Source organism: Collinsella aerofaciens (assembly GCF_040910245.1).
Lineage (GTDB): Bacteria > Actinomycetota > Coriobacteriia > Coriobacteriales > Coriobacteriaceae > Collinsella.
The window spans coordinates 24160-49030 of the sequence record NZ_JBDGAY010000020.1 but is presented as its reverse complement, the minus strand read 5'-3'; the positions used below and the strand labels follow the sequence as shown (position 1 = coordinate 49030).

Here is a 24871-nt window from a genome sequence, read left to right as displayed (position 1 = left end):
TGTAATGGCGGTTGCGCCGGGGCGAGAATCAATATTGCCTTGGTGTCATATCAAAACTATGCCGGTTTACGGGGCTGGATTGACACAGACCGACCATACCGGCATTTTCCGTAATAGGGCAAGCCGTTTACCTGCGGCTTTATTTTGCTCGAATTGCGTGTGGTCAGGGATCTGCGATTCAGCCCCGTAAACTGGCATAGTTTTGCGCACGCCGACTCGTATGACGGTCGCAGCGGGCTCCAGAAGGCTAAATGACCAATTTTCCTCCGTCACTGGGGACCAGCTGGGAGTGCTCGCCACGAAAGCGGTCCATCTACTACGTTTAGGTCGCCGTCCTCAACCACAGTGAACAATGTGAAAAGAAAACCGCAGGTAGAAAGCCTGCGGTTTTTCGTAGAACATGGTTATGGTTGAGGGTAACGGCTTAAACGTAGTAGATGGGCGCTTTTCGCGGCAGATGTATTACGCAGGTGTCCTCGGAGAGCCAAAATGATCTGTTTCCCTCCGTCCCCGGGGGATCGTTTGGGGGTTAGAGCTCCAGGGTGAGGGTGACGGGGCAGTGATCACTGCCGAAGATGTCGCCGCGGATGCCGGTGTCGCGTACGTTGCCGGCGATTGCGTCGCTTACCAGGAAGTAGTCGATGCGCCAGCCTGCGTTGTTCTTGCGGGCATTAAAGCGGTAGCTCCACCAGCTGTAGACGCCCTCGACGTCCGGATTGGCCGCGCGCCAGGTGTCGGTAAAACCGGCGTCGAGCAGCTCGGTAAACTTGCCGCGCTCCTCGTCCGAAAAGCCGGCGTTGCCGCGGTTGGACTTGGGGTTCTTAAGGTCGATCTCCTCGTGAGCCACGTTAAAGTCGCCGCAGGTTACGACGGGCTTTCCGGTCTCGCGCTCGAGGCCCGCCAAAAAACCGCGATAGGCATCGTCCCAGGCCATGCGTACATCGATGCGCGCGAGCTCATTTTGGGCGTTGGGCGTATAGACGTCCACGAACCAAAACTTGTCGAACTCGAGCGCACAGACGCGGCCCTCGGTTGCGGCTCGGGCGACGAGCTCGGCGGTCCCACCCTCGCCGGCGTAGGGTAGCAGCGCATCGGCGTGCAGCACGCGCAGCGGTTCCTGGCGGCTAAAGACCGCAGTGCCCGAATAGCCTTTGCGTTCGGCGTAGCTCCAGGTTTGGTGATAGCCGGGCAGATCGATATCGACCTGGCCTTCTTGCAGCTTGGTCTCCTGCAGCGCCAGGATATCGACGTCGAGTTCTTGCGCGATCTGGATAAAGCTCGGGTCCTTTTTGAGCACGGCGCGCAGGCCGTTGACGTTCCACGAGGCGAAAGTGTAAGTCTGAGGCATGGTGTCCTTTCGACGGGGTTGGCAGGCTTAAGATTAACGCAACAAGAGCGGGGCGGAGTCCGCGAGTGATAGTGCGAACGCCGCCGTCCCTAAGACACGGACGGAGGACATATATGACGCAGGCAATATCGGACCCCAAACAGGCCTCCGCCGCGCTGGCGGAGCTGTTCGAAACCCATAGCAACGTGGTCTTCTTTGGCGGCGCGGGCGTTTCCACGGCGAGTGGCATCCCCGATTTCCGCAGCGTGGATGGCCTGTATCACCAGCGGTTTTCCTATCCGCCCGAGACTATGCTCTCGCCCAGCTTCTACGAGGCGCATCCGGCGGAGTTTTTCGACTTCTACCGGACCAAGATGATCGCCCTTAACGCCAAGCCCAACCACTGCCACGCCAAGCTGGCGGAGCTGGAGCGCGCCGGCAAGCTCGACGCCGTGGTGACGCAAAATATCGACGGCCTGCACCAGATGGCCGGCTCGCAGCGCGTGTTCGAGCTGCACGGATCAGTCCATCGCAATATCTGCCAGACGTGCGGCGCGGTCTACAGCGCCGAATGGATTTGCGCGCGCGAGCACGAGGATGCCGCGGGCGTGCCCATGTGTCCTGCGTGCGGCGGTCGCATCAAGCCCGATGTGGTCCTCTACGAAGAACCGCTCGATGAGCGTGTGCTTACCGGCGCCGTTGCTGCCATCGCCGCAGCCGACGCCCTCGTCGTGGGCGGAACCTCGCTCGTGGTGTATCCGGCGGCGGGCCTCACGCGTTACTTTACTGGCGATACGCTGGCCATTTGCAATTTGGCGCCCACCGATCAGGATGCAAATGCCGACCTGCTGATTTCTTGCGACATCGCGGCCGCGTTTGCGTTCTAGCCCGCGCGCGCGGATACAATAGAAAGACTGATTGCAAAGCGACCCCGCCGCCAGCGCCCGAGCGCGGCGGCGTGGGCATTTTAGGAGGATGTTCATGGCGAACGACAGCAAGACATGGCGGTGCGGAAAGTACGAGCTCAGCTTTGACCGTCCGCGCATCATGGGCGTCCTCAACGTGACGCCCGATTCGTTTAGCGACGGCGGTGAGCACTTTGACCAGGATGCCGCTATCGAGTACGGCCTGGCGATGCTCGATGCCGGCGCCGACATCATCGACGTGGGCGGTGAGTCCACGCGCCCCGGCTTTACCCCGGTCAACCCTGACGAGGAGGCGCGTCGCGTGCTGCCCGTCGTGCGCGCGCTCGCCAAAGAGGGTGCCATTGTCTCCATCGACACGCGTCATGTGGCGGTTGCCAAGGCGGCTGTGCGCTGCGGTGCCTCGATCGTCAACGACGTGACGGGTTTCACCGATCCCAAGATGGTTGAGTTCGTTAAGACGAGCACCTGCGGCGTCATCGTAATGCACGCCGGCGAGGTCGCCGCACCCGCCCGCACGCACGCGACGGTGCAGCTCGACACCTCGGCTGCGGCGTTTGTTGCCGAGAAGGCGCGCGAAGCGGCTGCCGAGGCTGCGCGCGAGGCCGAGAAGCCGGCCCGTCGCCGTCGCGGCAAGTTGCTGGGCGAGCCCAAGGTTGAGGCCAAGCTTCCGGGCGGTGTGGTACAGCCCTCGCTGCCGTTTGGCGAACCGGAGCCCGCGCCCGAGTCCGAGCCAGAGACGCCGGCTGCCGAGCAGACCGCTCCTGCCGCCGAGACTGCAGAGCCCGAGACCGTGCCCGCAGCTACCGAAGCCGCACCAGGGCCCAGCGACCACCTGGCCGCCATGATGCGCCGCAGCGCCCGCCGCGAGGAAGCCTACGTGCCCACCTCGCAGCTCCGTCGCTTTACCCTGCCCGATTCTGCGCCCATCATGCGTCGCGTCATGGGCTTTCTGTCCGACCAGGCCCGCACGCTCATCCATGCCGGCGTGTCGCGCGACCGTATCTGCATCGATCCCGGCCCGGGCTTTGGCAAGACGGCCAACGAAGACATCGTCATCCAGCGCGAGACCGCCAAGATGGCGTCGCTGGGCTATCCGCTCATGTGCGCCGTGTCACGCAAGCGATTTGTGGGCGCCGTCTCGGGTGTGACTGAGGCCGCCGCGCGCGATGCCGCCACATTTGGCGTGTGCCTGGGTGCCATCCAGGCCGGCGCCAACATCGTGCGTGTGCATGACGTTGCGGGCTTTGCGCAGTTCCTGAACGGTTACTGGGCCGTTGCCAAGCCGCAGCCGCGCCGCGCGTTTGTGGCCGTGGGTTCCAACCTGGGGCATCGCTGCGACAACATCCGCGCTGCGCGCGACATGATTGCCGAGATCCCGCTCACCTGCGTGTCCAACTGCTCGCGCATCTACGAGAGCGAGCCGGCCTACGAGACGCGCCAGGACGCGTTTGCCAACGCCGTCATCGAGATTAAGACCGAACTGGCGCCGTTGGTGCTGCTCGATGAGCTCATGAAGATCGAGGCCGAGCTGGGGCGCGACCGCTCCAAAAAGGCCAAGGCCAATGGCCCGCGCACCATCGACTTGGACCTGCTGTGGATGGATGGTGAGACCCACGGCGGCAAGAAGCTGCGTCTGCCGCATCCGCTGATCGGCGAGCGCGACTTTGTGCTGGTGCCGCTCGAGGACCTGATGCACGACCCGGCGCGGTTCTTCCGCTACAACGGCGTCGAGGTCAAGGAGCCCGAGGACCGCGTGGGCCATATCGTGGGCGAATTGGGGCGTATGTAGATGATCGAGATGAATGCTGTTGCCGCCGGTACCGAGCTCGATGCGGCGCGTGACGCGGGCCGCGAGGGTGTGTCCGCGGGCTGGTGCGCGTGGAGCGAGGGCGATGCATCGCTGACGTTTTCGCTGGTCGTGCGCCCCGATGTGAACATGCACGCCTTCCACGGCCTGCCGTTTGTGGCCGCAATGGGCATGATGGACGCGCTTGTGGGCACGGCCGCAACGCCGGGCCTGGGGCTTGCCGGCAAAGTGGGCATCCAGTGGCCGAGTGACATTGCGTGCGGCGCGCCTGCGTTTGAGACGTCGCTCGCGCGCCTCGCTGTCAACGGCGGTGCCGGTGCCGCGGGCATGTTTGGTGCTGTGACGGTGGATATTGAGCGTTCGGCACTGAGCGAGCTCGGTGTAGATGTGGCCGACGAAGTGCTGGTCGAGGCGCTGGCCGCGGCGGTGCTCGCTCGCGTTGACGCCTGGGCGGTTGCCGCCAACACACCACAGGGCGCTGCCGGCCCGCTGGCCCCGGTGCTGGGCGAGTACTTCGACATGGTGCCGCTGCTGGGCCGCCAAGTTGCGGCGGTGTCGCCCAACGGCTTGCCACTTGCGGTCGGTGTGTTTGCGGGCCTGGACATCTGGGGCCGCGCGACCATTAAGACCGACGCCGGCGAGCAAGAGTTTCCGCCCGAGGCCGTACGGATTCGCGGGCTGTAACGCGAGGCGCCCGCGCTCAAAGATAACGATGACAACGGAGCCCTCCTCGGCTTGCACCGGGGAGGGCTTTCGCGTGACTGCAGGGCGGCATCTCGGTCCTATTCCTCAAAACTGAAATATTTTCGTTTTTGAGGAATAGGAAACATGCACGATATCGCTGTGCTGGGTGTATTTGAGGAATAGGCTTGGCGAACGTTTGCGGGGACTGTGGCATCGGGCGTGCTCGACTTAGGTCCCCGTCCTACCCCAGCTCCTGCATGCGGCGGTAGATTTCGCAGATGCCTTTGATGGTGAGTTGGCCGTCGACCACGTCGAAGGCATCGGTCGAATCGGCGACGATGCTGGCGAGGCCGCCCGTGGCGATAACGGTGGCGTCCTCGCGCCCCAGCTCGCGCTTCATGCGCGCGACCAGGCCCTCGGCCATGGCGGCGGCGCCCGTTACGGCGCCGACCTTGATGCACTCCTCGGTATCGCGGCCGATGGCATGCTCGGGCGCCTCGAGCGGAACGCTGGCGAGCTTGGCGGCTCGGGCGGCGAGCGCGTCCATCGAAATGCGGATGCCCGGCGCAATCGCTCCACCAATGTAATAGCCGTCCTCGTCGATGACGTCGATATTGGTTGCGGTGCCAAAGTCCACCACGATCGCCGGAGCGCCGTAGAAGGTCTCGGCAGCGACGGCGTTGGCGATGCGGTCGGCACCAACGGCCTGGGGGCGTGCCGCCCGCAGCTTGGTCACGGCCGCCGTCTGCGGCCCAATGACGATGGCGTCCGCCGCGATGCGGTCGGCCACGGCGTGCCACTCGCGCGAGAGCTGCGGCACCACGCCGGCAAAGGCGATCGCGTCGACCGCACCGAGCGAAAGGTCGTACATCTTAAAGAAGCCCATCAGGCGCACGTGGATCTCGTCGGCGGTATAGGAGCGGTCGGTGGGCATGCGCCACGACTGCACCAGCTCGTCTCCGTCAAACAGACCCATGGCCGTCTGCGTGTTTCCCATATCGATAGCGAGCAGCATGTCTACTCCAGGTGTCGGCGTAAAAGGACGCGCACCATTGTATACGCGCCGCCGCCGGCGCTCGGCTGCGATTCGTTTACGATGATATGTACTGAGGGGTTTAAATATGAAGGAATTATGCTCTACGAGATTTTCCTTGCCGTTTACCGAACTCCCACGTAATATTCTTTCTTGCGCACATGAGGCGCCCAGACATTGCGGGGTGGAGCAGTCTGGTAGCTCGCCGGGCTCATAACCCGGAGGTCGTAGGTTCAAATCCTGCCCCCGCGACCAAGAACTTGCAGCTCGTCGGCCTGGCCGGCGGGCTTTTTTGTTATCGCGGGACTGTGTTTTCGGTCCAATTCTCGGCCTCTCAAACAAAATCTCAATCTGTAACATCTAGACCCGATTTGGACGGCTAGATGTTACAGATCGAGATATACCGGTGGGTTGGGTCGTGTTTGTCTAAATCTGTAACACGAGGGACGGATTTTGCCGAGTTGTTGTTACGGATTGAGATTTTCTAGCAGGCGGGTTCTGTTTGTCTCGATCTGTAACAGGTAGGGGCCAAAGGTGGGTCTAGATGTTACAGATCTAGATTGTTGAGGATGGGTCGAGATGAATATCTTGATCTGCAACAGTAAGACCCGGTTTTGCCGAGTGGTTGTTACAGATTGAGACAAACCGACGGGCCGCCCCGTCCCATCCACCTGCCGCCACCTGATATTCGCCGATTTTCGTTGTGCTGTCGTACCCCCATGCCATATCCTCTAGACAACTACGCGGCATCATCGCCGTCGCGCCTACAAGAGAGGAATATCCATGACCGCACCTGCATCTAAGCTGCTCCAGCCCATTACGGTTGGCCCCCTTGAGCTCAAAAACCGCATTATGTTCCCGCCGCTGACCACCGGCTACGAGGAGCGCGACGGCTCCATTGGCGAGCGCAGCCTGGCTTTTTACGAGCGCTTGGCCCGTGGCGGCGTGAGCTACATCGTCATCGGCGACGTCGCTCCCGTCATGACCGCGAGCCCCACGCCCAAGCTGGCAACCGACGCCCAGATCCCTACGTTTAAGGCACTGGCCGACGCCGTCCACAAGCACAGCGCCAAGGTCGCGCTGCAGCTGTTCCACCCCGAGTATGACGTGCCCGGTGTCGGCCGCATGGTCATGGGATCCATGGCCGCTGCCAAGGCCGCGCAGGAGGCCAAGGCCGCCGGCGACGAGGAGACCTTTGCCGCCAAGATGGCCGAGTCCAACGAGATCCGCAATCAGGCCTACGCCAAGCTGCACCACGACATGCAGCACTTTGTGAACGAGGCAAGCGTAGAACAGCTCACCCAGATCAAGGAAGCCATCGCTGCCTCGGCCGCCCGTGCGCAGCAGGCCGGCATCGACGCCATCGAGGTCCACGGCGATCGCCTGGTGGGTTCGCTGTGCTCGGCCATCCTCAACCAGCGCACCGACGAGTACGGTGGCTCGTTCGAGAACCGCGTTCGCTACGCGCTCGAGGTCGTCGCTGCCATTAAGGAAGCCGCGCCGCAGCTGATGGTGGAGTACAAGCTCCCCGTGATCATGGAGAACCCCGACGGCACGCCGCGCGGCAAGGGCGGCCTGCAGCCTGACGAGGCCTGCGAGTTCGCCAAGCTGCTCGAGGGCGCGGGCATCGACATGATCCAGGTTGCACAGGCCAACCACACCGGCAACATGGGCGACACCATTCCGCCCATGGGCGCCATGCCCTACAACTGGACGCTGCCCGTGGCCGAGCGCGTCAAGGCCCTGGTCTCCGTGCCGGTGGCAACCGTGGGCCGTGTCATCTCGGTCGAGGCCGGCGAGAAGATTCTGGAAGACGGCGCGGCCGACATCATCGCCTATGGCCGCTCGCTCATGTGCGACCCCGACATTGCGCTGAAGGCTGCCACGGGTGAGCCCATCCGCGAGTGCCTCAACTGCAACAAGGGCTGCGTCGATGCGATTCAAAACCGCAAGTACATCTCGTGCGTGCTCAACGCCGAGAACGGCGACGAGGCGACCGTCGCCATCAAGCCGGGCGAGGGCGACAAGAAGATCGCCGTGGTGGGCGGCGGTATTGCCGGCCTGGAGGCCGCACGCGTGGCGGCCAAGCGCGGCTACGATGTGACCGTCTACGAGGCGAGCGATCATCTGGGCGGCCAGATTGTGCTGGCGGCCGCGCCTCCGCGCAAGGACGAGATCATGCGCTCGGTCGAGTATTACGAGAAGATTCTGCCCGGCCTGGGCGTGAAGGTTGAGCTCAACCATGCCGCTACTACTGAGGACCTCAACGCCGCCGACGCCGCGATTGTGGCCGTGGGCGCGCACGACGTGGTTATCCCCGTTCCGGGTGCCGACTCGGAGAAGGTCGTCTCGAGCTGGGACGTGCTGGCCGGCAAGGCGGAGCTTACGGGCCGCGTCGCTGTCATTGGCGGCGGCCTGGTGGGCACCGAGACTGCCGAGTACCTGCTGCAGCACGGCTGCGAGGTGGCGATCGTGGAGATGCTCGACAAGATTGCCGCGGGCGAGTCCGAGACCATTCTGCCGCTGATTATGAGCGACTTTGCAGAGCACAACGTGGAGCAGCACGTGAAGACCCGCCTGACCGCCATTACCGACGAGGGCGTGGAGGCCATTCGCACCACCGAGGACGGCGCCGAGGACCAGGTGAAGATCGCCTGCGATTACGTGGTGATGGCCGTGGGCTCCAAGGCCAACGCGTTTGACCTGGACGGCGTGACGGTGCCCGTGACCTGCGTGGGCGACTGCTCGGGCGAGCGCACTGCCGACATTGCGAGCGCCATTCGCACGGCGTATCACGCGGCCAACGAGCTGTAGTTGAACATCGCGGCGGGGCGGGGCGGTAGCACGGATCCGCCTCGCCCGGCTGCGTCCCATCGGGTGTCAACCGGGGCGGGGTCTGCAAGCGCAGCAGGCCCCGCCTTTTTGTTTTGCTCTGATGGATGGCAATGCGCGGTAATCATGAGGAGTGAGGACATCTACTACCTTGCAGGCCGCTCAAAATTATTGGGGGAGGGTTTAATAACTATTCCCTCTAGACCAAAGGACATAAAGAGATGCCAATTTTGTTGGCAAACGAATGACGATTAGCTGCGAGCTAGCTACCAGCGTAAATAATCGATAAAGAAACGCCGTAAATAGGTGTCAAATGCCCAGATAATGCCGCGTCTATTTTAATTAACTGCTTTGAGCAAACAGCAAAATGCTACTATCTAACATGCACGTAAGAAAACAGGTAAACGTTTAGGGCTAAGAAGTGGCAGGTATGTCAGAAGCAACAAGGACTCGCACGCATGCGCCCGAGGTTAGGCAGCGTGCCGTCGAGGTCCTCCAAGAGGGGGTCGGTCATCGTGCCCTCGCCGCGGAGCTCAGCATTCCCCAGGCCACGGCTCGTCAGTGGGCTCGCGCATACGCCGTGGGCGGTGCCGACGCAGTGCTTAACGCGGGCTCGCATCACCGCACGTATTCGTACGACGTCAAGCTCGCCGTGGTAAAGGATCGCCTGGAAAACGGCCTGACGGTTCGCGAGGCCATGATCAAGTACAAGATTCCTAGCGAGTCTTCGGTCAAGGCTTGGTGCCGCCTGTACCGCGACGGCGGCGAGGCGGCGCTGGTCGATAAGCCGCGGGGTCGCAAGCCGCGCGTTAAAAAGGCGGAATAGCGAACGGGATGGTGCGCCCACGGGGGCGCATTTTTCTTGCCGTGCCGACTTTTCGGATCGCCGCGTGCCTATCGGGACATCCTTCAAAGTGGCCAATAAACCGCGTGCAGTGCCCGCGCGCCCATCGCTGCAATAGGGGGAGCGTCGCCCCACTGCTCCAAAGCGGACACGCCCTTGCCCCGTACGCCTAAAACTCCCCAGTTGACCGAAAACCTGCCGCCGCTACTCCTCAATTGAGCTATAACGTTAAACAATTGCAGCATTTTTGCATGGGGGAGTGATGGTATGACGCTACTGTATTTCCTTACCCTGTTTCCGCTGGTACCGGCGCTGGGCATGCTGCTCGCGCGCGGTGACCGCGCCCGCGATGCGGTGGGGCTCATAGGCTCCGGCATTATTATGGCGGTGACAGTTGTAGTCTCCGTCATGTTTTTTGGCACGGGTCCGCAGAGCTTTGAGGTTGCCCCCGGTACCTCGCATGTGCTCTCGATCATCAGCTCCGCCATCGATGTCATCCTGTGCGCCGTCATCCTGTACAACGCATACAAATATAGGAACGCGCTCACCATGGTGCTCGGCATAGTCCAGCTGGTGGGCTCGCTCGCCTTTGCAGCCATGACGCTGCCCGCGGCCGAAGCCGTCACGGCGACGCCGCTCTACCTGGACTACATGAGCGTGATCATGGTGCTTGCCGTCGGCATCGTCGGCAGCCTCATCTGCGTGTATGCCCTGGGCTACATGAAGGACTTCCAGGCCCATGACGAGCACGAGGCCGCGCTGCGCGGGCAGACCGCGCCCGACCGTCGCCCGCAGTTCCTGGCGCTCATGTTCCTGTTTCTCTCGGCCATGTTCGTCATCGTGACGAGCGACAACCTTGAGTGGCTGTTCTGCGGCTGGGAAATCACCACCGTGTGCTCGTTCCTTATGATTGGCTACACGCGCACGCCCGAGGCCATTAAAAACGCTTTCACCCAGATCATCCTCAACATGCTGGGCGGCATCGCGTTTTTGGCCGGACTCATGTACCTGCACGTTAACGGCATGCCGCTGACCATCTCGGGCATGATCGAGCTTTCCGGCGCCGGCACCGCGCAATCCGCGCTGCTGGTGATGCCGGTCATCCTGCTGTCGCTCGCCGCCCTTACCAAGGCCGCGCAGATGCCGTTCCATACCTGGCTGCTCGGTGCCATGGTTGCCCCCACGCCCACGAGCGCCCTGCTGCACTCGTCAACCATGGTCAAAGCCGGCGTGTTCCTGATGGTCAAGCTGAGCCCGCTCTATGCTATCTATCCCGTGACGGGCTTTATGGTCACGAGTGTGGGTGCCATCACGTTTTTGCTCGCTGCCCTTATGGCGATCTCGCAGAGCAACGCCAAACGCGTGCTCGCGTACTCCACCATTTCCAACTTAGGCCTCATCAGTGCCTGCCTGGGCGTCGGCGCGCCCGAGGCCGTGTGGGCCGCCATCTTCCTGATCCTTTTCCACACGGTGGCAAAGTCGCTGCTGTTCCTGTGTGTGGGCACCGCCGAGCACCATATCGGCAGCCGCAATATCGAGGACATGGACGGTATGTTCAGCCGCATGCCGCACCTGACGCGCCTGATGATGCTGGGCATCATGGGCATGTTTGTGGCGCCGTTTGGCATGCTCGTGTCCAAGTGGGGCGCCCTGGTGGCGTTTGCGCAGACCGGCAACGTGCTCATGATCATGGTGCTTGCCTTTGGCTCGGCCGCGACGTTCTTCTTCTGGGGCAAGTGGCTCGCCAAGCTTTCGGGCGTCGACCCCACGGCTCAAAACGTTGAGGTCAATGTCCATAAGACCGAATGGATGGCGCTCAACACCATCGCCGCGCTGCTGATTCTGTGCTGCGTGGCCTTCCCGCTCATCTCGAGCGGTCTGGTGTCGCCTTACCTCGCCATGGTGTTTGGCCGCGTGCCGTACGTTATCGGCAAGGACGCCATGTATCTGATGGTGGTTATCGTGGCGTTTATCGCCGTGGTGCTGCTGACGTCGTTCCGCGTGAGCAATAAGCCGCGCGTCAACGTGTACCTTTCGGGCGTGGGAACCGACAAATATCGCCATTTCCGCGGCTCGATGGGACACGAGGTGAAGGCCGAAAAGCGCAATTGGTACTCGGAGGACGCCCTTGGCGAGAAGCGCATCGGCCCCGCGGGTAGCGTCGTGTGCTGCAGCATTATCTTGTTTGCGCTGCTGTGTTGCGCGTGGATTGGGCCCGAGCGGCTTGCCATGAGCGCGCCTTCGGTGCTGCGCGGCAAGTATTTTGAAGGTTCGGGCGTCGTGGGCATTTTTATTGGCACCGTGGCGTTTGCCTTGCTGGCGCCTTTGGTTGGTGGCCTGATCGACGGCATCGATCGCAAGCTGTCCGCCCGTATGCAGGGCCGCGTGGGCCCGCGCCTGCTGCAGCCCTTCTACGACGTTGCCAAGCTGCTGCGCAAGGCCCCCGCCAGCGTAAATACCATGGACGATACCTATATGGCGTGCGCGCTCATCTTTACCGTCGTGGGCGGCGGCATCTTTGTGTCGGGCTCCAACACGCTGCTGTGCGCCTTTATGGTGACGCTCGCCGCGATCTTTGTGGTGCTGGCGTCCGCCTCGACGCAAAGCCCGTTTGCCCAGGTCGGCGCCGACCGCGAGCTGCTGCAGGTTATGAGTTACGAGCCTGCCGTTCTGCTGATGAGCGTGGGCCTGTACCTTGCCACCGACAGCTTCGATTCCATCGCCGTGACGGGGCAGTCGGCCCCCATCATCGTGTACAGCGCGCCCATTTTCCTCGCGCTGCTCGCGGTGCTTACCATCAAGTTGCGCAAGTCGCCGTTTGACCTTTCGTACTCGCATCACGCGCATCAGGAGATCGTCCAGGGCGTCGCCACCGAGATGAGCGGCGGCACGCTGGCCAAGATGACCCTTATGCACTGGTGCGAGACCGTGCTGTTTTTGATGTGGGTGGGCATGTTCTTTGTTTGGGACAACCCGGTGAGCTGGGTGGTCGCCCTGGTCGTGATGGCCGCGACGTACTTTGTCGAGGTCCTGATCGACAACACCTTCGCGCGCAGCACTTGGCGCAGCTGCTTTAAGCTCGGATGGGGCGTGGCGCTGGTGTTTGGCCTGCTCAACCTTATGCCCATCCTCGTCGACGTGTTTATTTAGGAGGCGGCATCCATGGATCATAAAATGTCGCGCTCGCCGTGGGTTATTCATTACGACGGCTCGAGCTGCAACGGATGCGATATTGAGGTGCTGGCCTCGCTCACGCCGCTGTTCGATGCGGAGCGCTTTGGCGTGGTCAATACCGGCAACCCCAAGCATGCGGATATCTTTTTGGTGACGGGTTCGGTCAACGCGCAGAACCTGCCCGTCGTGCGCCAGATCTACAACCAGATGCTCGAGCCCAAGTGCGTGGTGGCGTGCGGAATTTGCGCGTGTTCGGGCGGCGTATTCCGCGATGCCTATAACGTGATCGGCGGCGTGGACCGCGCGATTCCCGTGGACGTGTACGCGCCCGGGTGCGCCATTCGCCCCGAGACCGTAATCGATGCCATTGTGGAGGCGTGCGGCATCCTGGACCAGAAGGAGGCCGTGATGCGTGCTGGCGGTGACCCGCTCACCGTGGGCGGTGCCGCAACCTGGGACGGTGGCGTTGAGCTGGGCGAGGACGGGTTTGTGGCTGCGGGGGCCGGGGCTGACGGTGCCGGTGACGCGCCTGCCGAGAAGCCCGCCGCGCCCGCCGCTGGCGACGCACCTGCTGAGACGCCCGTCGCTGCAAAGGAGGCCGAGTAATGCAAAAGGCAATCTATACCACCGTCGGGATCGACGAGCTCCTGTCGCATGTCCAGGCGCTCAAGGGCGTCGGCGCGCGCTTTGTGCAAATGCACGCCGAGCGCTGTGTGGACGACGGATCGTATCGCCTGGTCTATACGTTTATCAACGTTCGTGCTGCTCAGGAGCGGATCGCTCAGGACGGCAGCTATGCGATTGAGAACCTGGTGGTTGAGGGCATCGACCAGTGCCAGGAGATTCCGTCCATCAGCTCGTATTACCCCGCGGTGTTCCCGTTTGAAAATGAGGCCCACGACCTATTTGGACTTGCCATCACCGACATGCAGCTCGACTTTAAGGGCTTTTTCTACCAGGTCTCGACTGCCGAACCCATGAGCGTTATCACGCCCGAGGTGAAGGCTGCGCGCGAGAAGGCCATGAAGGTCCGTGCCGCTGCCGAGGCCAAGGCGCGCAAGGCTGCGGCCGAGAAGGCCGCCGCTGCCGCGGCCGCTGCGGGGGAGGGTGCTGCGGGTGCTACTGTCGCTCAGCCCGCTGCGGCTGCCGGCTCCGATGCTCAGCACGATGAAGCTGCCGCCAAGGCCGCGCTCAAAGCCGCCGAGCTGGAAGCAAAGCTCGCCGCCATGGATCCCGAGAAAGCGGCCAAGGTCCGCGCGGCGCTTGCCGCCAAGGCCGCCCGCGACAAGCAGAAAAAGGAGGCGTAAGGTCCATGGCACATCGCTCCGTTATTCCGTTTGGCCCGCAGCACCCGGTGCTGCCCGAGCCGCTTCATCTGGACCTGGTGATCGAGGACGACCGCGTCATCGAGGCAATTCCGCAGATCGGCTTTGTGCACCGCGGACTCGAGAAGCTCACCGAAAAGCGCGATATGCATCAGTTTGGGTACATCGCCGAGCGCATCTGCGGCATCTGCGCCGTGGGCCATAGCTGCGGCTATGCCAGCGCCTGCGAGCGCATGCTCGACATCGAGGTGCCCGGCCGCGTGCAGTATATCCGCACCATTTTGCACGAGCTTTCGCGCATTCACTCACACCTGCTGTGGCTGGGCCTGCTCGCCGATGCCTTTGGCTTCGAGGCGCTGTTCTATCGCTCGTGGACCCTGCGCGAGCAGATTCTCAAGATTTTTGAGAGCACCTGCGGCGGCCGCGTGATCCTTTCGATTAACGAGATCGGCGGCCTTAAGCACGACATCGAGGACTCCGAGCTGGCGGGTATTGTCCAGACGCTCGACTCCATGCGCCCCGACTACGAAGCCCTGGTGCATACGTTTTTGGACGACGACAGCTGCGGCGAGCGCTTGCATGGCGTGGGCGTGATCAGCAAGAAGGATGCGCTGGAGCTTTCGATGGTCGGCCCGTTCGGTCGCGCCTCGGGTGTGGACTACGACGTGCGCATGTTTGGCGACGGTGCCTATGCGGATCTGGCCGCGTTTGAGCCGATTGTTGCCACCGATGGCGACTGCTATGCCCGCTGCCAGGTGCGTTGCGCCGAGGTCACGCAGGCCATGGACATCATCAAGGAGCTTGTGGGCAAGATTCCGCACGACGGCATCGGCGGGCGCACCAAGCTCACGCCGGCCGACGGCGCACGTGGCGAGGTTGTGATTGAGCAGCCGCGCGGCGAGGCGTATTACTATGTGCGCGGTAACGGCACCAAGAACCTGGACCGTTTTCGCGTGCGTACGCCGACGTCGCAGAACCTGGCGGGTCTGACGCATGCGCTGCAGGGCGTGCTCCTTGCCAACGTGCCCATGATTATCCTGACCATCGACCCCTGCATTAGCTGCACGGAAAGGTAGGCGTGGCATGAGTTTGCTGACATTTGCCAAGACGGCCTTGGGTTCTATGGTCAAGCGGCCGGTCACGGTGTGCTATCCGCAGGAGAAGCTCGCGGCGCCCGAGCGACTGCGCGGGCACATCGTTAACGACATGGACGTGTGCATTTGCTGCGGCATGTGCGCGCGGCGTTGCCCGGCGGGCGCGCTCGCGGTCGATCGCAAAGGCGGTACCTGGTCGATTGACCCGTACGCCTGCGTAGTGTGCGGCGAGTGCATCGAAAGCTGCCCCAAGCACTGTCTGAGCATGGACACCGCTCGCACTCCAGTTGCGGCGAACAAGACTCCCACGGTAGAAACCAAACCGGAATAGCGCTGGTATAGAGCTGGAATAGAGCTGGAATAGGGGCCGGTGGGGCAAAATTGCCCCGCCGGCCCCGCGCTTAAACGCGCGGTTGTACCGCCACGAACAAAACCATGCCGGATTACGGGGCTGGATAGCGAACCTCCGACCATACAGAAAATCGCAAAAACAAAACCGCAGGTAGATAGCCTGCCGTTTTTGAAAAAATGAAGGTATGGATGAGGGTTCCGACTTTAGCCCCGTAATCCGGCATAGTTTTGAGATAGTACCATATTCGTAACAGCCCTTTAACTCCCGTGGACGGAGGAAAACGGACTATTTTGGCCTTGCGAGGGCTGCCGCGTGACCCGTCTGCCACGAAATGGGCCCATCTACTACGTTTAAGCCGCTACCCTCAACCACGGCAAGCAATGCGAAATGAAACCGCAGGTAGAACACCTGCGGTTTTTCATGAAAAGCGGTTATGGTCGGGGGTATCGAGTCAAACGTAGTAGATGGGCCAGTTTCGTGGTGAGCACCACCAATTGATTCCCCGGGGACGGAGGAAAACGGATCATTTTTGCCTGATGGCTCCGAGTCGCACCTGTTTTCCTGCGAAAACGCCGTGTCTCAACTTTGGTGAGACATTTGTCTCACGCCCAAAACCGAATCTGGAACATGTGTCACCTGCCCTAATTGTGTCTCATTCCGTAACTTTAGGCTGATGCAAGGTCTGAGACCGCGAGAAGGGAGACGCGATGAGTAAGTACACGAGGGGTCTCTTGGCGGTGATACTTGCCGTAGTGCTTGTGTTGCCGGCTACAGCATTTGCCATGCTGCCCGAGGCCAACGCCAGGTCCAGCACAGGAATGGACGGACCGGCCATGACCGGAAAAACGGTCGTCGACCCCGATACCGGCAACTACTGGAAGTTCTGGGCCGGCGGCTATGACGGCAAGGAAGTAACAACTCAAAACGTCGGCCGAATCTGGACCGACAAGACGGTCAAGGAAACCGCGGCAAACGAAGAGTCGGATTTCCTGACCACGCTGTCAGCCATCTCTTCGACATCCGATACGACGGTTTCCGGCAAGCCGCTCGACATCGTGCTGGTGCTGGACGCTTCTGGCTCGATGAGTGATCCCATGGTTAAGGGCGACCGTACAAAGCGCATCGATGCGCTGAAGACGGCCGCCAATCGCTTTATTGACACCATCGCCACGCAAAACCAAAGCATCACAGATGAATCCAAACAACATCAGGTTGCCATCGTTAAGTTTGCAGGCGATAAGACTACTGAGGTTGGCAACAAAAAATATCGCGATAGTTGGGGGGACACCTACAACTACTCGCAGACCATGAAGAATCTGACGCCCTGCAAGGACAAAGGTGCGGAGAGCCTAAAGAGCACGGTCAACTCTATCAGTCCTGACGGTTCCACGCGCGCCGACTATGGCTTGGAGCTGGCTGATGAGCAATTTTCGTTTGGTCGCGCCGACGCCAAGAAGATCGTCGTCTTCTTCACTGATGGTTCACCTACGAGTTCTAGTGGATTCCAAGCAAGTGTTGCCAATAGCGCCATTAATAGTGCCAAGAGTCTCAAGAATAAAGGTGCCGACATTTATACGATCGGCATCTTTGACGGTGCAAATCCCAGTGCCGACCTCACGGCTGATGGCACAAGCAAAGAGAATAAGTTCATGCATGCCGTGTCGAGCAACTATCCTGCCGCCTCATCCAGCATTTCTTTCTGGGGCGAATGGACCATCAACTTTGGTGCGCGCGCAGAAAACGCCAATTACTACAAGTCGGCAACCAGCGCCGCCGAGCTCGAGGAAATCTTCAAAGATATCTCCGGAAGCATTATCCAGGCTGGCTACCCAACCAAAACTCACAGTGGATATGGCGAGCATAAGTCTGGCTACATTACGTTTACTGACGAGCTGGGCGACTTTATGCGGGTCGACAACTTTACGTCTGTCGTGTACAACGGCGAAACGTTTGCCAAACCGGCAATAAAGAACGAGGGCAATGTCGACACCTACAAATTTACTGGCGCGGCTGCAAACCTGGTCATTACCGTTCAGCATGCCGAAAAGAGCAAGCCCCGGACCGGCGATATCGTAACGGTTAAGATTCCTGCGTCGCTGATTCCGCTGCGCCACTTTAAGATCACCGATGGTGTTCTTACGGTCGACGATACTGAGCCCATCCGGGTGAACTACACCTCGAGCGTTAAGAGAGACGCGCTCGACAACCTGTTTACGCCCGAGAAGGTAGCGGGGCTCAAGGGCTACATCGAGAGCAATACGATCACCGCGGAGAACGGTTCCAAGACCGTGAACTTCTACGCGAACAAGTGGAACGCTGGCGCGCTGGGCGATACGATCGCAAACTTTGAGCCTGCCGACACCAACCGCTATTACTATTTCCAGAAGCAGACTCCCATTTATGTGGACGAGGATTGCACGCAGCCTGCGAAGGATTCGCTGGCTGCCGACGGCATCTATTACTACAAGGACGAGTTTGAGGCAAAGGGCGCAGACGGTAAGGCCGAATCCCGCACTGCTGTTATCGAGTTTACCGGCGGACGCGCCGCGGGCTTTAAGGGCGCTGTCGTGTCCGATGCGAGCGGAAACCTGTCGTTTAGCAAGGGAACCGCACGTCTTGCCTTTATTGACGAGCTGCACACCACCAAGGAGCGCGTGGGCGGTAACCCCACCGGCACCGCGACCGATGTGCTCAACCCCAAGTGGAACAACATGTCTGCCAAGCCGAACGCCACAGAGGTTGACGTTCACCTGGGCAACAACGGTAAGATCAGCTTTAACGTGACGCCGACAACGGTGGATACCAAGGCCGGCTTTGGCCTGACCAAGGTGCTCGAGGGTCGCGAGTGGACGGATGCGGACGAGTTTAAGTTTGAACTCTCCGCGACGTCCGAGAACGATGCTCCGATGCCCGCGTCCGCGACCGTGACCGTGACCAATGACGATTTGAGCGAAGAGGGCAAGGCTGCCATTAACTTCGGCGAGATCACCTACAACAAGCCGGGCGAGTACACCTATGAGGTCCGCGAGGTCAAGGGCGACGCCGGTGGCATTACCTACAGCAAGAACGTTGCCACGTTCAAGGTGACTGTGACGGTTAACGCCAAGGGCGAGCTTAAGGCCGACGTTGAAAAGACCTCGGGTGAGACTAAGTTCACGAACACCTATAGCGCCAAGACGGAAACCCCGCTGACTCTTGAGGCTACCAAGACGCTCACGGGGCGCCTGATGGCCGACGGTGAATTCAAGTTTACGTTGAGCTACGCGGGGCACGACGAGGTCCTGCTGAACGCAACCAACAAGAGTGGCAAGGTTGAGTTCGGTCCGCTGACGTACACGACCAAGTCGCTTGTCAAGCTTGTCGAGGAAGACAAGGCGTCGTTTGACGACAGCTCAGACAAGCCCACGTGGACCATTCGCTACACTGCTGCCGAGCAGATCGGCAAGCTGCCTGCGGGCGTGAGCGCCACCGTGTCGGCAATTGACGCATGTGTAACCGTTGTCGACAACGGCGATGGTACCCTGACGGCGACGGCTGTCTACGGCGATGCCGGCAACGAGTTTGTGAACACCTACACTGCCGCGCCTGTCGAGGCATCGCTTGTGGGCAAGAAGAATCTGCTGGTTCCCAATGGCCTGACCCCGGCTGACATTACCGGTAAGTTCACCTTTACCGTGACCGGTGAAGAGGGCGCACCCATGCCCGCGAACGCGAGCGTGACCAATGATGCCAAGGGCAAGGTCGACTTTGGCAAGATCACCTTTACGCTCGACGATCTCAACAAGGCTCTGGGCAAGAAGCCCGAGAAGCGCGAGCACACCTTTACCTACACCGTGACAGAGTCCGGCGAGGTCGCTGGCGTGACCAACGACGTCGAGCCTTCGCGTACGGTTTCCTTCACCGTGACTGATGACGGCGAGGGTAATCTGAGGGTGTCCAGCAAGTCGGATGGCAACGCAGCCTTTACGTTCACCAACACCTATAACGTGACGCCTGTTGAGACGCACGTCACCGACGAGATCAAGGCGACCAAGGTCCTGACTGGCCGCGACCTCAAGGAGGGCGAGTTCTCCTTCGAGCTCGTCGAGGGTAACGATGTCGTCGCCACCGGCACCAACGCTGCCGACGGCAAGATCACGATGGGCGCCGTGAAGTACGCCGAGGCTGGCAAGCACGCCTACACGCTGCGCGAGGTCAACGGTGGAATCACCAGCAAGGGCATCACCTACAGTGACGCCAAGTACACCATCGAGACCACCATCACCGACAAGGGCGACGGCACGCTCGAGGCGAAGCATGTCCTGAAGGGCGACGAGCCTGCCGAGTTCAAGAACACCTACAGTGTGACCCCGCTCGACGCAGAGCTCGACTTTGACTTGAGCAAGGCTATCGACGGCCGCGACTGGACGGATGCGGACGAGTTCGGCTTTACCATCACCGCCCCCGAGGGCACCCCGCTGCCCGATCCCGCAACCGTAACCGTGAGCAAGAAGGACGCGGAGGACGGCATCGCCGCCATCAAGTTCGGCAAGATTCGCTACACGGCTGCCGGAACCTACAAGTACGAGATCCGCGAGAACGCGGGCAACGCGGCCGGCATGACGTATGACGGGCATGTTGCGACCGCTGAAGTAATCGTGACTGAGGACGGCGAGGGCAAGCTGCTCGCCAGCGTCACCAAGAAGGAAAACGGCCGCTTCACCAACACGTACCGCTCCGAGCTCGACTATGCCGCGGCCGGCGGCCTCAAGCTCAGCAAGAGCCTCTCCGGACGTCCCATGACCGAGGGCCTGTTCACCTTTACCGTGACGCCCGCCGACGAGGCTTCGGCCAAGGCGCTCGGCCTGCTGCCCGGCGCCAACAACTTCAAGTCCCCTGCGACGGCAGAGGCAACGGTCGGTCTGATTGACATTCTGGCGGGCCATGAGGTCAAGTTTACGCAGGCTGACGCCGGCAAGACCTTTGCGTACACCGTGTCTGAGAAGAATGACGGCAAGCCCGGTTACACCTACGATGACGCCGAGCGCACCGTGACGATCGCCATTGCCGATGACGGCGCCAGCACGCTCACCGCCACGACGACCGTCTCCGGCGGTCCCGAGGGCACGCTGGTGACCGAGTACAAGACCGGCGCGGCTGCGGTCGAGAGCGCCGTGGTCCCGTTCGTCAATAGCTATAGTGCGACGACTAACACGCCTGGTGGCACCGCTGCTCAGGTCGTTGCCGCCAAGACCCTGACCGGTCGCCCGATGGTTGACGGCGAGTTCTGGTTCGGCATTGCCTATCAGGGTGAGCTTGTGGGTTACGAAAACCTCAAGCCCAATATCGGCGGGCATGTGAGCTTTGATGCGCTGCACTACGACACCAAGATGCTTGCTAATCTTGAGGCGGCAGGGCTTGCCCATCGCACTGACAAGGACGGTAAGCTCGCTTGGACCATTAACTACATTGCCTACGAAGCTATAAACGGGCTGCCGAATGGCGTTTCCGCTACAACGTGGTACTTTGGCTTTAAGGTCATCGTCGTCGACAACGGCGACGGCATCCTGACGGCAACGGTCGACTACGGTGGCGTCGAGCCCTTGTTCGAGAACGTCTACGGCGCCGATGCCGTTGACGCTGCGCTCGCCGGCACCAAGAAGCTCCAGGCTGCCGAGGGCCTGACCCCGGCCGACATCACGGGCAAGTTCACCTTTACCGTGACTGCCGACGAAGCGGGCGCCCCGATGCCCGAGCGCGCGACCGCAACCAACGACGAGGTCGGCAACGTGGACTTTGGCAAGATCCACTTTACGCTCGAGGACCTCAACCGCGCCCTGGGCGTGACGACCGACGCTTCTGACGACGTGCCGAGCGACGCTGAGGCCAACGCTGACAAGGCCGAAGTTGACGCCGATGAGAACGCCGCCAATGAGAACGACGCCGAGGTCGATGGCGACGAGTCCGACGCCAACGACGAGTCCGAGCCCGCAGCTCCCACCGCTCCGCGCTCGCACACCTTTACCTACACGGTGACCGAATCCGGTAGCGCCCCTGGCGTGACCAACGATGCCAGCGCCACGCGCAAGGTTTCCTACACCGTGACTGACGACGGTGCCGGACATCTGAAGGTCGTGCGCGAAGGCGACGACGGTGCTGCCTTCACGTTCACCAACACCTACAGCGTGACGCCTATCGATTCTTCCGTGACTGATCAGGTCAAGACGGTCAAGCGTCTGACCGGACGCGACCTTGCAGCAGGCGAGTTCACGTTTGAGCTGCTCGAGGACGGCGTGGTTGTCGCGACCGGCACCAACGACGCCAATGGCACCGTCGCGCTGAGCCCGATCCGCTACGAGGCACCTGGCGCGCACACGTACATGCTGCGCGAGGCTTGCCCCAACGCGCTCGGCCTGTACAAGGGCGTCACCTATGACGGCACGACCTACACCGTCGTGACCACCGTCTCCGACAACGGCGACGGCACGCTGACCGCGACGCACAAGATCGAGGGAACTACTGAGTCGGCTGGCTTTACCAACAAGTATCATGCCATGCCCACGCAGGTCTCCATCGGTGCCATCAAGGTGCTCGAGGGACGCGAGCTCAAGAAGGACGAGTTTAGCTTTAAGCTCGTTGGCGAGGACATCGAGTCCACTGTCACCAACGATGCCGACGGCAAGATCAACTTCGACAAGTTCGAGTACGACGAGCCCGGTACGTACGTCTACACCATCAGCGAGGTCAAGGGCGACGAGGCCGGTATGACCTACGACAAGTCCGTCTTTACCGCGACCGTCAACGTGGCCGATGACGGCGAGGGCAACCTCAAGGCGAATGTCGCCTTTACCAAGGGCGACAAGAGCGTCGAGGGTATCGTGTTCAACAACACGTACAAGAAGCCCGAGACGCCCGTGCCGACGCCCGATCCCGGCACGCCCAAGACCGTGACGAACATCGTCAAGACGGTCAAGGGTTTCCTGCCCACCACGGGTGACCAGCAGGCCGCCGCACTGCTCATGGCATTCGTTATCGCCATGGCCGGCGTCGGAGCTCTGGTCTGGGGTATCCGTAAGCGCTAGGCACGCTGGTAGCGCCCGGGGCCAAAAGGCCCCGGGCGGCTGGCGGGGAGCCAGAACACAGCCCCCACCCCCAACCCCCAGCCGCCACGGAGGTATCTCCCTCCTCCGTGGCGGCGCTTTTGTGCGCCGGGGGTGCCACGAAATCGGCCCATCTACTACGTTTAGCCCCTTACCCCTAACCATGCCAAAAAACGCGAAAACAAAACCGCAGGTAGAACGCCTGCGGTTTTGTTCAAAACGAAGGTATGTTCAGGGGTATCGAGTCAAACGTAGTAGATGGGCCCATTTCGTGGCGAGCGGTTCCGGCTGATCCCTTGGGGACGTAGGAAAACGGATCATTTTGGTCCCGCGAGGCTGGCAGAGGCACTCGTACGGGGCCGCCCGAACAAAACTATGCCGGATTACGGGGCTGAGTCACGAGTCCCCAACCATACCGATATTCGTGAAAATAAAACCGCAGGTAGACGAGCCGTCATTTTGCAGAAAACGCGGGTATGGATGGGGGTTCTGGCTTTAGCCCCGTAATCCGGCATAGTTTTGAAATGGCATTAAATCGGTAGCAGCCATTTTGCTATGCCGGGGTGGTCTGCCGCTAGGTAATTACCCGCGCAGGTAGGCGATGGCGATCTGCGTGCGGTTGCGTAGACCCATTTTGGCAAGGATCGAGCTGATGTGGTTGCGTACGGTGCCTTCGCCCATATAGGCGGTGGCGGCAATCTCCTTGTTGTCGAGGCCGCGGGCGATAAGCTCGGCGACTTCGAACTCGCGGTCGGTCAGGCTGGCAAAGGCCGCGGGTCGGCGGAGTGTGCCCGCCTCAACGCCCGTTCCGTCAAAATCGATGTCCTCGATCGCCTTGCCCTCGAGTACGCGTTTGCCGTCCATGACTTGCGTCAATGCCGGAGGAATGGCGGCGACATCGGTCTTGATCAGGTAGCCGCGGGCACCCAGTTTGAGCGCCGACACAATGTACTCGTCATCCGAGAATGTCGTCAGAAACACCACGCGCGCCGCAGGGTCGCGCTCGAGGATCTCGCGTGCCGACGAAAGGCCGTCGCGCTCCGGCATCTGAATGTCGAGCAGTGCGATATCGGGTGCGTGCTCGGCGTAGAGCGCCAACGCATCGTTGCCGTTGGCGCCGGTGCCCACCACCTCGATCTGCGGCTGGGCGCCCAGGATAATCTTGAGCGAATCGACCACCAAGCGGTCGTCGTCGACAACGATGAGCCTCATCGGTCCTCATCTCCTTGCTGTTTGGGAACGGTGGCAAACACGCGCCAGCCGCCGACGCCGGCGCGCGGACCGGCGGTGAAGGTGCCGCCAAGCGCCTCGATGCGCTCGCGCATGGAGGCGAGCCCCATGCCCTCCGCGGCGCCACGGCCGATTGCTTGGACCCCGCCCACGCCATCGTCGGTAACGATGAGCTGGTAAAACGACGGATGCTCCATGCATCGTACGGTGACGGTCTGGGCGCAAGCGTGGCGCATGGTGTTGGAGAGCGCCTCGCGCAGGACCGCCGCAAAGCAGTTCGCGACGTTTGCGGGTGCATGCTCGGTCATAACCTCAAGCTCAATCTGCGGGCCGCTGTCCGAGCGCGCGCCTTCAACAATGCGTTCGAGCTGCATGGAAAGGTCGACGGCGTTGTCGTTGAGCGCGTGGACGCTGGTGCGCACAAGCTGGAGCGCCTCGTCAACCGTGCGTTTGACGTCGGCGAAATCGGCGGCGACGCCGGGCTCGTCGGCGTGAACCACGCGCAGGGCTTCGGCCTGCAGTGAGGCGCGCGTGAGCTGGTGGCCCACGTTATCGTGGATTTCGCGCGCGATGCGGGCGCGTTCGGCGAGCGTCGCGAGCTCGACTTCGTAGTCCTGGCGGTCGGCAAGATCGCGGTTGCGCGCTTCGAGCGCGAGGGCTCGTTCCTGCAGCTCGTCGCGGGTGCGGCGCATGTGCCGCTGCTCGCGCTCCAACTGGGCGGTACGTAGCGATAGCAAGGTGGCGGCAACCGAAAGGATGGCGGTCAGCAGGAGCGTTCGGGAGGTGAGCGCGTCGGTGCGAAGGTCCGCGACGAGCGCAAAGGCAAAGACGGAACCAATGCCCAGCGCGACCCAGGCGTGTTCGCGGCGCACGCGCCGCGCGATGTCATAAAGGGCGAGAGGCGCAAACGGCACAAACGGCGGCACGAAGACGGCCGCGATGATGTAAGCGTAACTCGCGGCCTCGCTTACACGGCGCGTGCGTTCTCCCTGTGCGACCTCGGCCAGCGAGGTGGCGATAACTCCAAGGCAAAACGCCGCGACCAGGCAAGCGTCCACAGCAAGGCCCGTGGCGGCCGCAATACAGCACGCCAGCACGATCGATTTGTCGAAAAGCCTGTTCATACGGGTATTGTACGCGAAGCCGCGCGTGGTGGAGGGGCTG

Annotated in this window: 15 protein-coding genes and 1 tRNA gene; 12 read left to right on the top strand and 4 right to left on the bottom strand. The window is 61.5% G+C overall.

Annotation, left to right across the window (positions count from 1 at the left end):
* Window positions 1–529: 529 nt before the first annotated feature.
* On the bottom strand, window positions 530–1348 hold the full coding sequence (locus AB5Z20_RS07735; protein ID WP_368156858.1) for an exodeoxyribonuclease III: 819 nt from the start codon (window positions 1346–1348) through the stop codon (window positions 530–532).
* 113 nt (window positions 1349–1461) lie between these two features.
* Between AB5Z20_RS07735 and AB5Z20_RS07730 the strand changes: the two genes are divergently transcribed.
* The 3 genes from AB5Z20_RS07730 to AB5Z20_RS07720 all read left to right on the top strand — a co-directional run bounded on the left by AB5Z20_RS07730 (window position 1462) and on the right by AB5Z20_RS07720 (window position 4744).
* Complete coding sequence (locus tag AB5Z20_RS07730; RefSeq protein WP_368156857.1) at window positions 1462–2214, top strand: NAD-dependent protein deacylase; 753 nt, start codon at window positions 1462–1464, stop codon at window positions 2212–2214.
* A gap of 94 nt (window positions 2215–2308) precedes the next feature.
* Entirely contained in the window at window positions 2309–4042 is a 1734-nt protein-coding gene (gene folP / locus AB5Z20_RS07725; protein ID WP_368156856.1) for a dihydropteroate synthase, read from the top strand.
* Complete coding sequence (locus AB5Z20_RS07720) at window positions 4043–4744, top strand: hypothetical protein (protein ID WP_368156855.1); 702 nt, start codon at window positions 4043–4045, stop codon at window positions 4742–4744. It abuts the gene before it with no gap.
* 241 nt (window positions 4745–4985) lie between these two features.
* Here AB5Z20_RS07720 and AB5Z20_RS07715 read toward each other — a convergent pair whose 3' ends face one another.
* On the bottom strand, window positions 4986–5759 hold the full coding sequence (locus AB5Z20_RS07715) for a type III pantothenate kinase (RefSeq protein ID WP_368142638.1): 774 nt from the start codon (window positions 5757–5759) through the stop codon (window positions 4986–4988).
* A gap of 196 nt (window positions 5760–5955) precedes the next feature.
* On the opposite strand from AB5Z20_RS07715, the gene AB5Z20_RS07710 reads away from it, so the two are divergent.
* The 9 genes from AB5Z20_RS07710 (at window position 5956) to AB5Z20_RS07670 (ending at window position 22459) form a co-directional block, all read left to right on the top strand.
* Window positions 5956–6032, top strand: a tRNA-Met gene (locus AB5Z20_RS07710).
* Between the two features lie 528 nt (window positions 6033–6560).
* Complete coding sequence (gene bilR / locus AB5Z20_RS07705) at window positions 6561–8591, top strand: bilirubin reductase, long form (protein ID WP_368156854.1); 2031 nt, start codon at window positions 6561–6563, stop codon at window positions 8589–8591.
* 448 nt (window positions 8592–9039) lie between these two features.
* On the top strand, window positions 9040–9435 hold the full coding sequence (locus AB5Z20_RS07700) for a transposase (RefSeq protein ID WP_349090504.1): 396 nt from the start codon (window positions 9040–9042) through the stop codon (window positions 9433–9435).
* Between the two features lie 285 nt (window positions 9436–9720).
* Window positions 9721–12603 carry a proton-conducting transporter transmembrane domain-containing protein gene (locus tag AB5Z20_RS07695; protein WP_368156853.1) on the top strand — a complete coding sequence of 961 codons (2883 nt, stop codon included), beginning with the start codon at window positions 9721–9723 and terminating at the stop codon, window positions 12601–12603.
* A 12-nt stretch (window positions 12604–12615) separates the two neighbouring features.
* Window positions 12616–13233, top strand: coding sequence for an NADH-quinone oxidoreductase subunit B family protein (locus tag AB5Z20_RS07690; RefSeq protein WP_368156852.1), 618 nt, complete (start codon window positions 12616–12618; stop codon window positions 13231–13233).
* Window positions 13233–13934, top strand: coding sequence for an NADH-quinone oxidoreductase subunit C (locus AB5Z20_RS07685; RefSeq protein WP_368156851.1), 702 nt, complete (start codon window positions 13233–13235; stop codon window positions 13932–13934). Before AB5Z20_RS07690 ends, AB5Z20_RS07685 begins: the two co-directional genes overlap by 1 nt.
* A gap of 5 nt (window positions 13935–13939) precedes the next feature.
* Entirely contained in the window at window positions 13940–15028 is a 1089-nt protein-coding gene (locus AB5Z20_RS07680; protein ID WP_368156850.1) for a hydrogenase large subunit, read from the top strand.
* A gap of 7 nt (window positions 15029–15035) precedes the next feature.
* Complete coding sequence (locus tag AB5Z20_RS07675; RefSeq protein ID WP_117848367.1) at window positions 15036–15377, top strand: 4Fe-4S dicluster domain-containing protein; 342 nt, start codon at window positions 15036–15038, stop codon at window positions 15375–15377.
* Between the two features lie 728 nt (window positions 15378–16105).
* The gene (locus AB5Z20_RS07670) at window positions 16106–22459 is read left to right on the top strand and encodes a Spy0128 family protein (protein ID WP_368156849.1); all 6354 of its coding nucleotides are present in this window, start codon (window positions 16106–16108) and stop codon (window positions 22457–22459) included.
* 600 nt (window positions 22460–23059) lie between these two features.
* Here AB5Z20_RS07670 and AB5Z20_RS07665 read toward each other — a convergent pair.
* Both AB5Z20_RS07665 and AB5Z20_RS07660 read right to left on the bottom strand, forming a co-directional pair.
* Window positions 23060–23689 carry a response regulator gene (locus AB5Z20_RS07665; protein ID WP_368156848.1) on the bottom strand — a complete coding sequence of 210 codons (630 nt, stop codon included), beginning with the start codon at window positions 23687–23689 and terminating at the stop codon, window positions 23060–23062.
* Entirely contained in the window at window positions 23686–24831 is a 1146-nt protein-coding gene (locus AB5Z20_RS07660) for a sensor histidine kinase (RefSeq protein WP_368156847.1), read from the bottom strand. The genes AB5Z20_RS07665 and AB5Z20_RS07660 overlap by 4 nt, the downstream gene beginning before the upstream one ends.
* Window positions 24832–24871: the final 40 nt, after the last annotated feature.

Excerpts from the sequence above, each read along its gene's own strand:
- AB5Z20_RS07715 (WP_368142638.1), bottom strand. The coding sequence starts at position 5,759 with ATGCTGCTCGCTATCGATATGGGAAACACGCAGACGGCCATGGGTCTG.
- AB5Z20_RS07660 (WP_368156847.1), bottom strand. The coding sequence starts at position 24,831 with ATGAACAGGCTTTTCGACAAATCGATCGTGCTGGCGTGCTGTATTGCG.
- AB5Z20_RS07675 (WP_117848367.1), top strand. The coding sequence starts at position 15,036 with ATGAGTTTGCTGACATTTGCCAAGACGGCCTTGGGTTCTATGGTCAAG.
- AB5Z20_RS07720 (WP_368156855.1), top strand. The coding sequence starts at position 4,043 with ATGATCGAGATGAATGCTGTTGCCGCCGGTACCGAGCTCGATGCGGCG.
- bilR (WP_368156854.1), top strand. The coding sequence starts at position 6,561 with ATGACCGCACCTGCATCTAAGCTGCTCCAGCCCATTACGGTTGGCCCC.
- AB5Z20_RS07695 (WP_368156853.1), top strand. The coding sequence starts at position 9,721 with ATGACGCTACTGTATTTCCTTACCCTGTTTCCGCTGGTACCGGCGCTG.
- AB5Z20_RS07685 (WP_368156851.1), top strand. The coding sequence starts at position 13,233 with ATGCAAAAGGCAATCTATACCACCGTCGGGATCGACGAGCTCCTGTCG.
- AB5Z20_RS07730 (WP_368156857.1), top strand. The coding sequence starts at position 1,462 with ATGACGCAGGCAATATCGGACCCCAAACAGGCCTCCGCCGCGCTGGCG.
- AB5Z20_RS07665 (WP_368156848.1), bottom strand. The coding sequence starts at position 23,689 with ATGAGGCTCATCGTTGTCGACGACGACCGCTTGGTGGTCGATTCGCTC.
- AB5Z20_RS07690 (WP_368156852.1), top strand. The coding sequence starts at position 12,616 with ATGGATCATAAAATGTCGCGCTCGCCGTGGGTTATTCATTACGACGGC.
- AB5Z20_RS07735 (WP_368156858.1), bottom strand. The coding sequence starts at position 1,348 with ATGCCTCAGACTTACACTTTCGCCTCGTGGAACGTCAACGGCCTGCGC.
- AB5Z20_RS07680 (WP_368156850.1), top strand. The coding sequence starts at position 13,940 with ATGGCACATCGCTCCGTTATTCCGTTTGGCCCGCAGCACCCGGTGCTG.
- AB5Z20_RS07700 (WP_349090504.1), top strand. The coding sequence starts at position 9,040 with ATGTCAGAAGCAACAAGGACTCGCACGCATGCGCCCGAGGTTAGGCAG.
- AB5Z20_RS07670 (WP_368156849.1), top strand. The coding sequence starts at position 16,106 with ATGAGTAAGTACACGAGGGGTCTCTTGGCGGTGATACTTGCCGTAGTG.
- folP (WP_368156856.1), top strand. The coding sequence starts at position 2,309 with ATGGCGAACGACAGCAAGACATGGCGGTGCGGAAAGTACGAGCTCAGC.